Source organism: uncultured Thalassospira sp. (genome assembly GCF_963976115.1).
In the GTDB taxonomy this organism is placed as follows: Bacteria; Pseudomonadota; Alphaproteobacteria; order Rhodospirillales; family Thalassospiraceae; genus Thalassospira.
The window spans coordinates 59,223-73,538 of record NZ_CAXBJJ010000006.1 but is presented as its reverse complement, the minus strand read 5'-3'; the positions used below and the strand labels follow the sequence as shown (position 1 = coordinate 73,538).

Sequence of the window (14,316 nt, the reverse complement as noted above, 5' to 3'; positions counted from 1 at the left end):
TTTAGGCGCGGAGCCAGCTTGAAAACGATTAGCTGTTGTCGCCCATGATGGCGGCAATAACGGCATCGGTCACTTCGCGCGTGGTGGCTTTGCCGCCCAGATCAGGGCTGTGCAGGTCGGGGTTGGCAGTGACACGTTCAATCGCGCGCATCAGCCGGTCGGCAGCGGCCTGTTCACCCAGATGTTCCAGCATCATCACCGCACTCCAGAATGTGGCGACGGGGTTGGCAATGCCTTTGCCGGTAATATCAAAGGCCGACCCGTGAATGGGTTCAAACATCGAGGGGAATTTGCGTTCCGGGTTCAGGTTGGCGGTGGGGGCAATGCCGAGCGACCCGGCCAATGCAGCGGCCAGATCGGACAAAATATCGGCATGCAGGTTGGTGGCAACGATGGTGTCAAGCGTGTCGGGTTTTAAGGTCATGCGCATGGTCATGGCATCGACCAGCATTTTGTCGCATTCGACCTCGGGGTAATCGCGGCCCACTTCGGCGGCGATTTCGTCCCACATCACCATGCCGTTGCGCTGCGCGTTGGATTTGGTTACCACGGTCAGCTTTTTGCGCGGGCGCGACTGGGCCAGATCGAAGGCAAACTTCATGATCCGGGTGACACCGGCGCGGGTGAAAATCGACACCTCGGTCGCGACTTCCTCGGGCAGGCCAACGTGCGAACGCCCGCCCTGACCGGCATATTCGCCTTCGGAATTTTCACGCACGATCACCCAGTCCAGATCGCCCTGTTTGACATTGCGGAGCGGGCTTTGAATGCCCGGTAAAATGCGGGTCGGGCGCACATTGGCATATTGGTCAAACGGCTGGCAAATTGCCAGGCGCAGGCCCCATAATGTAATGTGGTCGGGCACATCAGGGGCGCCAACAGCGCCAAAATAAATGGCATCGTGATGGGCAATCTGGTCACGGCCATTGGCGGGCATCATCAGGCCATGCTGTTTGTAGTAATCCGATCCCCAATCGAACTGGTCGAACGAAACGCCAAATTTGCCATCGCGCTGTGCCAGGGTGGTTAAAACCTCAATTCCGGCCGCAATAACTTCTTTGCCGATCCCGTCGCCGGGGATGGCCGCAATATGATAATTCTTCATGTTCAGTCTCTTGTGTTTGCTGTGTTTCGGTTTTGGGTGGTCTGCCAATGCCTGGACGTGCCTAGAACAAAATTCCTTGTGGCATACGGATCAGCAAGATTTCGGCCATCAGGACATACATTGCGCTGACAATGACGCATCCCGACAGCAGGTGAAGGATGATGGATTTTGCGGGCAGGCCGTCATAATTGGCGATGGCGACCAAGGCGAAAAACGCGATGATGCCTGCGGCCAGAAATCCGATCAACGGAATGGCGGCAATCCACAGCCCCATGGCAACCACAAGGCCAATGCGCCGCGAGCTGGATTCCGCTGTGCTGGCCGGATCGGAGGGGCGCGGGCCGTTTTTACGTAGAATATTGATGCCAACAAAAAAGCCAGCAAAAACAAGCAACACCAAGGCAATGGTGGTGGGAAAAACCGACCCCATCGGCGTCATGGCCGGGGTTTGGCTAAGCGCCCAGGCACACATAACCATCAGGACCAAAGCAACGATAGTTCCGGCCATATCGCGCGGCTGGCTCAGCAAGCCGGTTTTGGGAATGGTGGCCGACGCCTCTGCATCGCCCATAATGTCGGTGCCGGGGTTTTCGACCGCCAGTTTTGCAAGGATGAGGTTTTTTTTGTGGTGGGCGTAAAACGGATACAGCAGGGTAAAGGCGGCAAGGGCGATAATGCCAACACTAATGGGGCGGGTGAAAAACATGCCCAAAATATCGCCGCGTGCATTGCCAATCAGATAGGATTGCACAAAACCCTGTTCGGCGATCTGGCCCAGAACCAGCCCTAAAACGATGGGGGAGGGGGCAAAACCGCAGCGGTTTAAAATCCAGCCGACAATGCCCAGGCCAAACATCATTTGCACATCGTGGATGTTGCTGTGAATGGCAAAGCTGCCAATGATTGTCAGGAACGCAATGGTCGGCACCAGCATGGTTTTGGGGATCGATGCAATCGACTTATAAGCATAGCGCCCGATCAGCAACCCGGCAGGCAACATCAGCAAGGTGGCAATCAGCAAACCGAAAATGAAGGTGTAAACAATTTCGCCTTGCTGGGTAAAAAGTGTTGGCCCGATTTTAAACCCGTGAACCAGAAGGGCCCCAAGGATAATGGCATCGGGCGGGGTGCCGGGAATGCCCAAAACCAATGTCGGAATAAATCCGCCGCCCACGGTGGCATTATTGGCGGTTTCGGTGGCGATAACCCCATTTGGTTCGCCCGTGCCAAACCGTTCCGGGTGTTTTGAGGACCGGCGGGCTTCGGAATAGGAAACCAGCCCGGCCACCGACCCGCCCGCACCGGGCAGAACGCCAATCACGGTGCCCAGAATCGCGCTGCGAATGACGTTAAATTTGCTGTGCCAGGCAATGCCAAAGGCCTCGGCCAGGCGAATACCGCGATTGCCGGTTTCGACTTTTAAATGCGGGTCGCGGGTGGCAACCAGATCAATCAGAACGGGAATGCAATAAAGGCCGATCAGGGCGGAAACAATGTCAAATCCCCCCAGCAGGATTTGGCTGTTCATGGTGAAACGCAAATCACCGCCGACAACCGCAACCCCGACCATCGCCAGCATCAGGCCAAAGCAGCCGCCCATCAGCCCCTTAAGGGTATTGCCAACCGACAGGGCGGAAATAAGCGTTAAGCCAAACATGGCCAGCCAGAAATATTCGGGCGGGCCAAAGGCCAGCGCAATTTTGGCCAGCGGTGGCGATAACAGCAGCAAAAATATTCCGCCGACAAGGCCGCCAAAAACAGAAGATAGCGTTGCCAGTGTGATGGCAAGGCTGCCATCACCCCGTTTGGCCATCGGAAACCCGTCAAAGGTTGTGGCAATGGCGGACGGGGTGCCTGGTGTATTGACCAGAATGGCGGCAAAGGCCCCGCCATAAATGGCCCCGGTATAGATCGCACCCAGGGCAATTAATCCGGTGGCGGGGTCCATTGTAAAAGTAAACGGGACCAGAACGGCCACCGCCATGGTGGCGGATAAACCTGGCAATGCCCCAATGACAGTGCCAAGAACCACGCCCCCTAGCGCCATAAGAATATTGAGCGGCGTTAGCGCGCTTAACAAATAGCCAAGCAGTTCCATGGTGATAAACCTCCCTGATCCCGTTTTTTGTTTTTAGCGGTTGGCGATGCCGAGTTTTTCGCCAATCGCGCGGTATTCTTTTTTCTTTTGCGCAACAAAATCAGCCATTTTGGCATAGGGAATGTCGGTCAGAACAAACCCGGCATCTTCCATCTTTTTGATGAATTCGGGGTTTTGGTTGATTTCACTGATGATGTCGGAAAGTTTTTGACGGATGTCTTCCGGGGTGGATTTAGGTACCGCAACGCCGCGATACGCCCCGCCGACCAGATCAAATCCCAGTTCCTTGAAGGTCGGAACATCGGGGAATGCCTTGACCCGTTTTTCAGACGCCACAGCCAGCATCCGCATCCCGTCGCCGTTATTCACACCCGATGTAACATAGTTAAAACCGGCGGTAACCTGGCTGCCCAAAATGGCGGTAACGGCCGGTCCGGTGCCACTAAACGGGATATAGGTGGTGGTAATGCCCGCCAGTGCGTCAAACTGGGTCTGGCCGATCTGGTTGGCGGAATTGGAGCCCGAGCCGCTGAAAGTGACAAGGCCGGGATTGGCTTTGGCATAGTCGATCAGCTGTTGCAGGTTTTGAAATTCGCTGTCTTTGGGCACGAACAGGGCATTTGGCGTGTAGTGAAAATAGTTTACAGCCACCAAATCATCGGTTTCATAGCCAACATCCTTTTCCATCGGCTGCAAAACCGTGTGCGGCAGGTTGATGCCCATCAGGGTATAGCCATCACCTTCCATGGAATTAAGTTGTGACCAGGCCTGTGCACCACCGGCACCGGCCATATATTGGATCACCATTTGCTGGCCGGTGATTTTTTCAAAATAGGGTTGCTGAAAGCGCGCCGACACATCGGATTCACCCCCGGCATTGAAGGGCAAAATCAGGTTTACCGTTTTATCCGGGTATTCGGCAAAGGCCGGGCCTGAAATCAGGGTCGCGGCAAAGGCTGCTGCTAACGCAAGCTTACGCATTGGTATTCCTCCCGTTTGTTTAACATCCACACGACCTGTCCTTATTGACAGTATCGGTGCCGAAACCGGGGAAGGCATTGTTATTATTGGCGATACCCGGTTTGCGGATTTGTTGGTCGTCCCTTTGCGCGCCACACAATCCGGTCGGTAGGACGCCGGTGGGGGCTTTTAAACTGCAAAGCGGACGATTGAAGTGTAGATTTATTATTGGTTTTGTATAATTTCTGAATTTTCATTTCATTATGTCGTTTGGGTTAATAATGTCGTCAGACAGTGATTTGGGGTTTTTCGTGTTGCTGGCGCGCAAGGGCAATTTGTCGGCTGCGGCCCTGGAACTTAATTTGTCGCCCCCCGCGGTCAGCAAACGGCTGGCAAAGCTGGAAGACCGGTTGGGGGTGCGCTTATTGAACCGCACCACGCGCCGTATCAGCCTGACCAGCGAAGGCGAGGCTTATTTTCAAAGTGCGATCAAAATCATGCGCGAGATCGAGGAGCTTGAGCAACGCGTGGCAACCGCGCGCGAAAACCCCAAAGGGTTGCTGCGCGTTAATGCGACCTTCGGGTTTGGTCGCGAATATCTGACCCCGGTGATTTCGGAATTTTCACATTTATACCCCGAGGTCGAGGTGCAACTGGTGTTAAGCGACGCACCGATTAATCTGGTTGAGGAAGGGTTTGATCTTGGCATCTGGTTTGGCGGGTTGCCCAATTCACGCCTGCGCGCCCGTAAATTGCAGGATAATCGGCGGTTTTTATGTGCATCACCTTCCTATCTGGCCCGCAAAGGGGTGCCCAAAACACTGGCGGATCTGGCGGGGCATAATTGCATTATTTTGCGTCAGGACAATGCCAGTTATGATTTATGGAAATTTCAGCGCGGCCAGCATTCGGAAACCGTGCGTGTGCATGGCACCTTAAGCAGCAATGACGGTGAAATTGCCTTAAAATGGGTGCTGGACGGGCATGGCATTATGTTGCGGTCCGAATGGGACATCGCCCGTCATATCCGTGCCAACCGGTTGTGTCTGGTATTGCCACACTATGCCCAGGTCGATGCCGATATTTATGCGGTTTACCCCGAACGGCATAATGTGTCGGCCAAGGTGCGCCTTTTTATCGATTACCTGCACAAGCAGCTTCAGGGACGCGGCGAAGAAGGCGGGCCTGGTTAAGCAACGACGCGGGCAAGCCCTTAAACCGTATGTGTCACAGGTGCTGTCGCTACGGGAATAAAGACGTTGAAAGTGGCACCGCGGCCGGGTTTGCTCTCAACCCAGATTTTACCGTGGCAATGTTCAACAACATGTTTTGAAATCGCCAGCCCCAGCCCGGAGCCCGACGGGCGCGGTTTATCGCCGGGATATTTGCCGCCACGGGCAAATTTGTTAAAAATCAGTTGGGCTTCGTCACTGGCAATACCGGCACCGTTATCGGAAATGGAAACGAGGTATCCGTCTTTATGTGTGGCCCCGCGCACAAAGACTTCGGGTTTTTCCGGGTTGGCAAATTTCGCTGCGTTGGATAACAGGTTGATAAACACCTGTGTTAACCGGTCACGATCAACAAACAGGTGCACTGTATCGCCGCCAATATCGACCCGTAATTTGGTATTGCGGCTGTTAAACAAACCTTCCAGTGCATCTATGGTTTCGCGCAATACGGCTTTGGGGTCCACATCGCGCGGTTGCCAGTCCGAATGGCCGGCTTCCAGGCGGGCAAGGTCAAGATGGTCGTCAATCAGGCGGGTCAGGCGTTCGCTTTCGCGCACAATCACGTTTAAAAACCGTTCGGTGCGTTCGGCTTCCAAGTCCGGGGTATCAACCAGAATTTCGGAAAAAGACCGGATCGAGGTCAGCGGGGTGCGAAATTCATGGCTGACCATGGTCAGAAACTCGTCCTTTAACCGGTCGAGTTCCTTTAACCGGTCATTGGCCGCGCGCAGTTCGGCGGCAGCGCGTTCCAGCGCGCGCGATTTTTGTTCAAGGCGCTGGGAATGCTCGATCACGTGCGAGGTTTCTTCGAGAATTTCCAGCACTTCATCCAGGCTGACCATTTCGCCCTTGGCGACCGAGGACACCATAACCCGGGCCGATGCCGCCCCGATGGAGCCTGCCAGCAACCGTTCGCTAAAGGCGATCATGTCGGCATTGGCTTCGCCTTTGCCACGCCATGCGGTATGGCGCGACGTGCCATAATCGTAAAAGGCATGATAGGCGCGTTCGCGGCCTAAAAACCGTTCCACCAGTTCATACAGATCATCGATGGTGGCCGATGACCGCCAGATCACGGTTTCCCCACCCTTGCGCGAAAAGGCATCGACAAACAGGGTGGCCTGTATACGTTCCAGCCCGCCCTGATTGGTAAACAGGCTGATCACGATAAAACACCCGGCATTTAGTGCCATCGACCAGATCAGGGCGTGGGTTAGCGGGGCGAAATGATCCAGCCCGAACAGGGCCTCGGGCCTTAGCCACGGGTGACCAAAGGCACCATCGGTAATCAGTTTGGGGTCGATCCAGCCGGAATCAGCAAATGATGGCAGCAAAAGCGTGTAGGCCCAAATGGCAAATCCGGCGCTAAGGCCTGCCAGCGCCCCGGTTTTTGTGCCGCCTTTCCAAAACAGGCCCCCCACCATAATGGGGATAAATTGTGTGGTGGCGGCAAAGGATATGAGGCCGATTTCGGCCAGCGCATCGCCCGCCCCGGCGGACCGGTAATAGATATAGCCCATAAACACCACCAGCACGATGGATGCGCGGCGAATGAACAATAACAGCCCGGTTAAATCGCCCCGTTCCGTCAACCGTAACCAGCGCAAACGCAGCAAGGCCGGAATAACCAGATCGTTGCACACCATGGTTGAAAGCGCGATGGCCGCGACAATGACCATGCTGGTACTGGCCGAAAGCCCGCCGACATAGGCAGCAAGGGCCAAAAACGACTGCCCCTGTGACAAAGGAACGGATAACACAAAAAAGTCCGGGTCGGCCCATGCGGGCAACACCCCCATCCCGGCAAGGGCAATGGGCAGAACAAACAGGTTCATCAGCAGCAAATAGGCCGGAAACGCCCAGGCGGCGGTGGCAAGGTGGCGTTCATCGACATTTTCCACCACGATGACCTGAAACTGTCGCGGCAGGGTTAATATCGCCGCCATCGACAGGGCCATCAGGGTGAACCAGCGCGTGCCGCTATCGGGTTGTAATTTTAACAGCCCGGCGGTGCGCGGTGCCTGGGCAGCCTGGCTGAATAAATCGCCCAGCCCGGAAAACATGAAAAAACAAACGAAGATGCCCACAGCAAGCAAGGCAAACAGTTTGACCAGGCTTTCAAAGGCAATGGCGGCCACCATCCCTTCGTGATGTTCGTCGGCATCAATAAATCGGGTGCCAAACAAAATGCCAAACAGGGCAAGACCGGTGGCGGCCCAAAAACCGCTATCGGCAAAAATATGCGATGTCGAGACAAACGGTTCGGATACCGAACTGCCCCAAACGGTCAGCACGGTATAGCTGGTGGCAACGGCCTTTAATTGCAGGGCAATATAGGGGGTGGTGCCAATGACCGCGATTAAGGTCACCAGCATCGAAAGCTGGGTGCTTTTGCCATAGCGCGATGAAATGAAATCGGCGATCGAGGTAATGCGATGCGCCTTGGAAATGCGCAGCATTTTGCGCAGCAAAAACCACCAACCCAGAAATATGATCGTCGGCCCCAGATAAATGGTCAAATATTCCAGCCCGTTACGCGCGGCAGACCCGACCGCGCCATAAAAGGTCCAACTGGTGCAATAAACGGCAATTGACAGGGTATAGACCGTTGGATTGCGCACCCACGACCGCCCGGCGCGGGCGCGTTTGTCCCCCCACCACGCAATGGCATAAAGCAGGCCGACATAAATCAGCGAAACGGCAATCACAACTTCGGACGACAGCATGGGTTATATGTCCTCCGCCTGTTGTGCACTTTGGCGCAGTTTGCGCGTGATCCGGGCGCACAGGGCAATAAAAACCGCCCAGCTGACAAAGAAATACACAAACAACACCGGCATTCCCCAAAGGGTGCCATCGAGCGAAAAAATGCCCACCAGTGGGGGCACCCAGGCCAAAAAGGCAGTCAGGGCCAAAACAAGGGCACGTTCGGTCAGTTTGGCGGGTGGGGTCATGGCGGGGCCCTGCCTTTGCTTGCTGGGTAGTTAGGTTCTACGGCCCAGCAATGCCTTGACGCGGGCGACAACATCACGGGTCGAAAATGGCTTGGTGACGAAATCGTCCACCCCCAGTTCCAGCCCCTTGCGGCGGTCTATTTCGCGGGTGCGCGCGGTGAGCATCATGATGGGAATGTGTTTTGTGGCGGTGTTTTCGCGCACGGATCGGGCAACTTCGAATCCGTCTCGTCCCGGCATCATCACATCAAGCAAAATCATGTCGGGTATGTCCCGGCTGATGATGTCGATAGCACTTTGGCCATTGGTGGCGATGCTGACGGTGAAGCCTTCCTTCTCCATCAGAAAGGCCAGGGATTCGACAATTGTTTCCTCGTCCTCCGCGATCAGGACCGTTGGTTTGTCGGTCACGACGTTCTCCCCGATTTTGGTTTTTTATAAAATCGACCTTAACGTTTTCCGGTCTTTTATTTTATTCGACTTTAGAGTGTGGCACGCCACCTGCGAAATCCAGTTTAAATTTACACCAACCCGCTTATGCAACCGGCTTTGCCGGGGCGTGGGCGCGTTGCAAACAATCAATACGCGGGCATTGCCGACAACTGATGCCGACTGGTATGGCGGCGGTGGCATCATCCATCGGTACACCATCGGCGTAAACAATGTCGCGGGCAAAGGCGGTGTCACAGCCGATCATGACCGAATGGACCGATTGCGGCACCCGATACCCGCCATTTCCCATGCGCACAGCCCGGGCAACAAACAGATATTGCGTTGTGTCGGGCAATTGCACAAGCTGTGGCACCACCCGTTCGGGGGTCAGATAGGCCTCGTGAATGGCCCATCTGGGGCAGGCCCCACCGTAACGCGGCAATTGCAATCCAGAGGCGGAAAATCTTTTCGATATATTACCAGCGATATCGGTGCGCAGGAAGTGAAACGGTATGCCTTCCTCGCCGGGGCGGCGCAATGTTGTTAACCGGTGGCAGATTTGCTCCCAACTGCCTGCAAAGCGTTGTTGCAGCATTTCAATGTCATGGCGCAACGCGCGGGCTTCGGCGCGGAAACTGTCATAGGGAAACAAAATCGCCGCAGCCAGATAGGAAACCAGGGCCTGGCGGGCGCGGTTGCGCGCGGCCTCGCTGGTCAGGCGGGATATGTTTAAAATACTTTCAACCGCGTCCATGCCTTCAAGATGGCACACGGCACGCGTGGCAATAAAGCGGGCCGATGTGATGGGCAAGGCGCGGGAAAACTGCAATCGCTTTTGCGCGTTCTCCCATACATGCCCGTTTGCGGGCAGTTCTTCGGGGCGTAATCGTTCAACCGTTGCCTTGTGGCGCGATTGCAAATGATTGATCAGGTCGGTCAGGAACAACCCGCCAGAGCGCTCAATCCCGGCGCGCAATTGATCGGCGCACTCTTCCAGGGCGGGGAAATGGTTGGCATTGTCATATAACAGGTCGTCAACCTCTTCGGACGGGTTGGCCGCCGGGCGGCCTGCGGCCCCGCGATCGAGAAAACTGAAAATTTCGGTGGCAGATTCGGCCAGACGTTCGGATTCACGCACCAGTGTGGCGTTGAACCGCGCGCGCTGGGCCGGGGCCAGGTCGTCGTAATGTTCGAAAATTTCGGCCACCGTGCGGATCGATGTAATACGGGTCAGGATCGAATGGCTGGCCTCGGTCAGATAGGGATCGTGGCTGAGCCGTTCGGACATCATGTCAACATCGTCAAGTGCGCTGCGATAGGCGCGGTAAAGGGCCAGCATGGCATTGACCATGCCCGGGCCTGCCGAAATCACATTGGAAAATTCGTTTCGGTCCAGCGGCGTGTCGCCAAAAACCGGGTCGGCGGCAAGTTCGCCCAGATCGGCCAGAACCCGGCTTTCTTCTGACCCCGACAGGCTAGAGGGATGAATTTGCAGGGCTTCGGCCAGCCGCAACAACAAAGCCCCGCCAATTGCGCGGCGGTTATGTTCGATCAGATTAAGGTAGGACGCAGAAATGCCCGCCGCATTTGCAAGGGCGATTTGCGTCATCGCGATGTCCTTGCGTCGTCCACGAATACGGTGACCAATCGGAGCTTGCCGGGCCATGTACATTCCTTATTTTTGACAAAATTTACAAATTTTCACAACATTGATCTATATTTTTACAAAAAAAATGTTCTTTATCAACCTGTTGTTGATTTATTTTCCAACCATCCCCATTGTCTTGTCAGGTCGCATAACAAAACATCAAGACAATCCCGGCCTTGCATTTCACTGAAACGCATCCCAGCAATTGGGGAGGAACCCTAATGTCCGAGACCAAGATCATCCGTAATGTGTCACGCCGTACCGTTCTGAAAGGGTCGGCTTTGACAACGGGCGCTGCCATTATTGGCGCCACCGCACCGATGCACTTTATCCGCAATGCTTATGCCGCCGATTCATTTCGCGGCGATCCCGGCAGCAGCAAAAGCATTGTTCTGGGCTTTAACGTGCCGCAGACCGGCCCGTATGCCGATGAAGGTGCCGACGAATTGCGTGCCTATAAACTGGCTGTCAAACACCTTAATGGTGAAGGCGACGGCGGTATGCTCAATACCATGAAACCCAATAACCTTAAGGGGAATGGTATTCTGGGCAAGAAGGTCGAGTTTGTTACCGGCGATACCCAGACCAAATCCGACGCTGCCCGTGCTTCGGCCAAGCGCATGATTGAAAAAGACAATGTTGCAATGGTAACCGGTGGCTCATCCTCGGGTGTGGCGGTTGCCGTGCAGGGCCTGTGCCAGGAAATGGGCGTGATTTTCATGGCGGGCCTGACCCATTCCAACGACACCACCGGCAAAGATAAAAAGCGGTATGGTTTCCGCCATTTCTTTAACGCCTATATGTCAGGCCAGGCGCTGGCACCGGTGCTTAAGGATGAATATGGCTCTGATCGCAAAGCCTATCATCTGACAGCGGATTACACCTGGGGCTGGACCCAGGAAGAATCGATCAAGGCCGCAACTGAAAACATTGGCTGGACGACCGTTAATACCGTGCGCACCCCGGTTGGGGCGGGTGACTTTTCGCAATATATCACCCCGGTTCTTAATTCTGGTGCCGATGTTTTGATCCTGAACCATTACGGCAAGGACATGGTCAATTCCCTGACCCAGGCCGTGCAGTTTGGCCTGAGGGACAAAATGGTCAATGGCAAGAAGTTTGAAATCGTCGTGCCGCTCTATTCGCGTTTGATGGCACAGGGGGCAGGTGATGCCGCCAAGGGCATTTTGGGCACCACCAACTGGCACTGGTCGCTAAGCGACGATGGGTCGCAGGCTTTCGTCAAGTCCTTTGGCCAGGAATATGGCTTCCCGCCGTCTCAGGCCGCCCATACCTGCTATGTCCAGACATTGCTGTATGCCAATGCCTGTGAAATGGCGGGCACCTTTGCGCCGTGGGAAGTGATCAAGCAGCTTGAAGGGTACGAATTTGATGGCATGGGCAATGGCCCGACGCTGTATCGTGCCGAAGACCATCAGTGCTTCAAGGATGTGCTGGTTGTGCGGGGTAAAGAAAACCCGCAAAGCGCGTTTGACCTTCTTGAAGTGGTCAAACATGTGCCGCGTGCACAGGTGGAATATCCAGCCGACATGTTCGGTGGGGAATTGGGCCCGTACAAGGTCTGATTTGCACCGCATTACTTTGGTGCCGGGCCGTTGCCCGGCACCTTTGCCTCTCCTTTGGGCCGGGTTCTCCGGTCTTGAAATAGACTCTGTATAGACTCTGCGGCGGATAGCTCATGGACGCGATTTTTCTGCAAATCCTGAACGGATTGGACAAGGGCGGGGCCTATGCCCTGATTGCCCTGGGTCTGACGCTGGTTTTCGGCACATTGGGTGTTGTCAACTTTGCCCACGGCGCGATCTTTATGGTCGGTGCATTTTGTGCCGTCACGATGGAAAAGATCCTGACCATTTCAGCCAAGGTCAAGGACCCTTCGGTCACGTTTTTCGATGCCTACAAGGAAACGCCTTATCTGGAACTGTGGTTTGGCAAAACCGGTTCGGCGATTATTGACTGGGTGGTGCCGATTTCGATTATTGTATCGATCCCGGTGATGCTGGGGCTGGGCATTTTAATGGAACGCACCCTGATCCGTTATTTTTACAAGCGGTCCCATGCCGAGCAAATTCTGGTGACATTTGGCCTGGCGATTGTGTTGCAGGAACTGGTGAAAACCTTTTTCGGGGCCAATCCCATTCCGGTCAGTGCCCCTGAAATCGTGGCGGGCTCTGCGGCGATTGGCAGCTGGATCGGGCTTGGGGATGCGGTGGTGTATCCGTGGTGGCGTCTGATTTATCTGCTGTTTTCTGTGATTATTATTTCCGGGGTGTTCTCGTTCCTTAATTTTACCACCTACGGCATGGTGGTGCGCGCGGGCATGGCAGACCGTGAAACGGTTGAATTGCTCGGGATCGATATTGAACGCCGCTTTACCATTGTATTTGGGCTGGCTGCTGTGGTCGCCGGGTTGGCCGGGGTGATGTATACGCCAATTTTGCCGCCCGATTACCATCAGGGCATGGATTTCCTGGTGTTGTCGTTTGTGGTTGTGGTTGTCGGCGGTATGGGCTCGTTGCGCGGGGCCGTTGCCGCAGGGTTCCTGTTGGGAATTTTGCAGTCCTTTTCCTCGATGACCGAGGTCAAGTCGATCATTCCGGGCATTGACCAGATCATTATTTACCTTGTCGCCGTGATTATCCTGCTGACCCGTCCGCGTGGACTGATGGGCCGCCGGGGCGTGATGGAGAGCTGATATGTCAAACACGCAAATCGCAACACCGCGGCAGGAACTGATCTATATGGTTGTGCTGTCTGCTGTGGTGCTGACCATGCCGTTGTGGTTGCAACCTTTCGGGGCTGCTTACCCCGATCTGATGCAGAAATTCATGATTTTTGGCATTTTTGCCATTGGCTATAACATTCTGTTCGGCTTAACCGGCTATCTGTCCTTTGGCCATGCCGCCTTTTTGGGGGTGGGGTCTTATACCGCCGTCTGGTCGTTCAAACTTCTGTCGATGAATGTGGTGCCGGCGATTATTTTTGCCACCATTCTGGCAGGCCTGTTTGCCTGGCTGATCGGCTTTGTCTCGCTGCGCCGGTCGGGCATCTATTTTTCCATTCTGACCCTGGCCTTCGCCCAGATGTCCTATAACCTGGCCTATTCGGTGCTAACCCCGATAACCAACGGGGAAACCGGCCTGCAATTAAACCAGGCTGATCCGCGCGTGATTGACCGTATGGCCGGAATTGAAGCCACATCGGGCCTGCCCAATACCAATCTGTTCGGGCTGGAAGGCACGGGCTATAGCGGGTTTTACATTTGCGCGATCATTCTGCTTGTGGCGTTTTTTATCTCGATGCGTATTTTCCATTCGCCGTTTGGCATGAAGCTGCGCGCGATCAAATCCAACCAGACCCGCATGTCTTATACCGGCTATAATACCCGGCCCTATTTGCTGACGGCCTTTATCATTTCGGGCATGTATGCCGGTCTGGCCGGGTCGCTTCTGGCCATGACCGACCCGCTGGCCGGGGCGGAACGCATGCAATGGACGGCATCGGGTGAAGTGGTGCTGATGACCATTTTCGGCGGGGCGGGTACGCTGATTGGTCCGCTTCTGGGCACCGGGATCATCAAATATCTGGAAAATATCTTTTCAGCTTTCAACGACACCGTTTTGCATAACATGCTGTCGTTTTTGCCCGACTGGCTCAACAATATTCTTACCGCCATCATCAGCCCGTTTGTGGGCGAAGGCTGGCAGTTGTTGCTGGGTATTGTCTTTATGATGATCGTGATTTTCTTGCCCGGTGGCCTGATGGAAGGTTATGGCAAGATCAGCCGCATGATCCGCGAGCGGGGTGAAAAACCTGCCGATGATGGATCATCTGACAAACAACATTCCACCGGGGAGGCGTGATCG

General features: G+C 54.9%; 11 protein-coding genes. 4 read left to right on the top strand and 7 right to left on the bottom strand.

What is annotated here, in order from left to right:
• Positions 1-28 precede the first annotated feature (28 nt).
• From AAC086_RS08820 to AAC086_RS08810, 3 genes are all read right to left on the bottom strand, one after another.
• Positions 29-1,105, bottom strand: coding sequence for a tartrate dehydrogenase (locus AAC086_RS08820; protein ID WP_339777813.1), 1,077 nt, complete (start codon positions 1,103-1,105; stop codon positions 29-31).
• Positions 1,106-1,166: 61 nt separating this feature from the next.
• A complete protein-coding gene (locus AAC086_RS08815) occupies positions 1,167-3,203 on the bottom strand; it encodes a tripartite tricarboxylate transporter permease (RefSeq protein WP_339777810.1) in 2,037 nt (678 codons plus the stop codon).
• A 33-nt stretch (positions 3,204-3,236) separates the two neighbouring features.
• Positions 3,237-4,184: a tripartite tricarboxylate transporter substrate binding protein gene (locus AAC086_RS08810; protein ID WP_339777807.1), complete on the bottom strand. Its 948-nt coding sequence runs from the start codon at positions 4,182-4,184 to the stop codon at positions 3,237-3,239.
• A 260-nt stretch (positions 4,185-4,444) separates the two neighbouring features.
• On the opposite strand from AAC086_RS08810, the gene AAC086_RS08805 reads away from it, so the two are divergent.
• Positions 4,445-5,356 carry a LysR family transcriptional regulator gene (locus AAC086_RS08805; RefSeq protein ID WP_339777805.1) on the top strand — a complete coding sequence of 304 codons (912 nt, stop codon included), beginning with the start codon at positions 4,445-4,447 and terminating at the stop codon, positions 5,354-5,356.
• 20 nt (positions 5,357-5,376) lie between these two features.
• On the opposite strand, the gene AAC086_RS08800 is transcribed toward AAC086_RS08805, so the two are convergent.
• The 4 genes from AAC086_RS08800 to AAC086_RS08785 all read right to left on the bottom strand — a co-directional run bounded on the left by AAC086_RS08800 (position 5,377) and on the right by AAC086_RS08785 (position 10,447).
• Positions 5,377-8,121 carry a sensor histidine kinase gene (locus AAC086_RS08800; RefSeq protein ID WP_339777802.1) on the bottom strand — a complete coding sequence of 915 codons (2,745 nt, stop codon included), beginning with the start codon at positions 8,119-8,121 and terminating at the stop codon, positions 5,377-5,379.
• A gap of 3 nt (positions 8,122-8,124) precedes the next feature.
• Positions 8,125-8,349 carry a hypothetical protein gene (locus AAC086_RS08795; protein ID WP_339777800.1) on the bottom strand — a complete coding sequence of 75 codons (225 nt, stop codon included), beginning with the start codon at positions 8,347-8,349 and terminating at the stop codon, positions 8,125-8,127.
• Positions 8,350-8,379: 30 nt separating this feature from the next.
• Positions 8,380-8,760, bottom strand: a complete 381-nt coding sequence (locus AAC086_RS08790) for a response regulator (protein WP_339777797.1) — start codon at positions 8,758-8,760, stop codon at positions 8,380-8,382.
• A 124-nt stretch (positions 8,761-8,884) separates the two neighbouring features.
• Positions 8,885-10,447 carry a short-chain fatty acyl-CoA regulator family protein gene (locus AAC086_RS08785; protein WP_339777795.1) on the bottom strand — a complete coding sequence of 521 codons (1,563 nt, stop codon included), beginning with the start codon at positions 10,445-10,447 and terminating at the stop codon, positions 8,885-8,887.
• 203 nt (positions 10,448-10,650) lie between these two features.
• Here AAC086_RS08785 and AAC086_RS08780 point away from each other — a divergent pair, with 203 nt between their 5' ends.
• From AAC086_RS08780 to AAC086_RS08770, 3 genes are all read left to right on the top strand, one after another.
• Positions 10,651-12,015 (top strand): ABC transporter substrate-binding protein, encoded by a 1,365-nt coding sequence (locus tag AAC086_RS08780; RefSeq protein WP_339777792.1) that lies wholly within the window; start codon positions 10,651-10,653, stop codon positions 12,013-12,015.
• A 113-nt stretch (positions 12,016-12,128) separates the two neighbouring features.
• A complete protein-coding gene (locus AAC086_RS08775; protein ID WP_339777790.1) occupies positions 12,129-13,145 on the top strand; it encodes a branched-chain amino acid ABC transporter permease in 1,017 nt (338 codons plus the stop codon).
• Between the two features lies 1 nt (position 13,146).
• Positions 13,147-14,313 carry a branched-chain amino acid ABC transporter permease gene (locus AAC086_RS08770; RefSeq protein ID WP_339777788.1) on the top strand — a complete coding sequence of 389 codons (1,167 nt, stop codon included), beginning with the start codon at positions 13,147-13,149 and terminating at the stop codon, positions 14,311-14,313.
• Positions 14,314-14,316: the final 3 nt, after the last annotated feature.

What these genes read in the sequence shown, in the direction of transcription:
- AAC086_RS08815 (WP_339777810.1), bottom strand. Translation starts at nt 3,203, where the DNA reads ATGGAACTGCTTGGCTATTTGTTAAGCGCGCTAACGCCGCTCAATATT.
- AAC086_RS08805 (WP_339777805.1), top strand. Translation starts at nt 4,445, where the DNA reads ATGTCGTCAGACAGTGATTTGGGGTTTTTCGTGTTGCTGGCGCGCAAG.
- AAC086_RS08800 (WP_339777802.1), bottom strand. Translation starts at nt 8,121, where the DNA reads ATGCTGTCGTCCGAAGTTGTGATTGCCGTTTCGCTGATTTATGTCGGC.
- AAC086_RS08770 (WP_339777788.1), top strand. Translation starts at nt 13,147, where the DNA reads ATGTCAAACACGCAAATCGCAACACCGCGGCAGGAACTGATCTATATG.
- AAC086_RS08785 (WP_339777795.1), bottom strand. Translation starts at nt 10,447, where the DNA reads ATGGCCCGGCAAGCTCCGATTGGTCACCGTATTCGTGGACGACGCAAG.
- AAC086_RS08780 (WP_339777792.1), top strand. Translation starts at nt 10,651, where the DNA reads ATGTCCGAGACCAAGATCATCCGTAATGTGTCACGCCGTACCGTTCTG.
- AAC086_RS08775 (WP_339777790.1), top strand. Translation starts at nt 12,129, where the DNA reads ATGGACGCGATTTTTCTGCAAATCCTGAACGGATTGGACAAGGGCGGG.
- AAC086_RS08795 (WP_339777800.1), bottom strand. Translation starts at nt 8,349, where the DNA reads ATGACCCCACCCGCCAAACTGACCGAACGTGCCCTTGTTTTGGCCCTG.
- AAC086_RS08820 (WP_339777813.1), bottom strand. Translation starts at nt 1,105, where the DNA reads ATGAAGAATTATCATATTGCGGCCATCCCCGGCGACGGGATCGGCAAA.
- AAC086_RS08810 (WP_339777807.1), bottom strand. Translation starts at nt 4,184, where the DNA reads ATGCGTAAGCTTGCGTTAGCAGCAGCCTTTGCCGCGACCCTGATTTCA.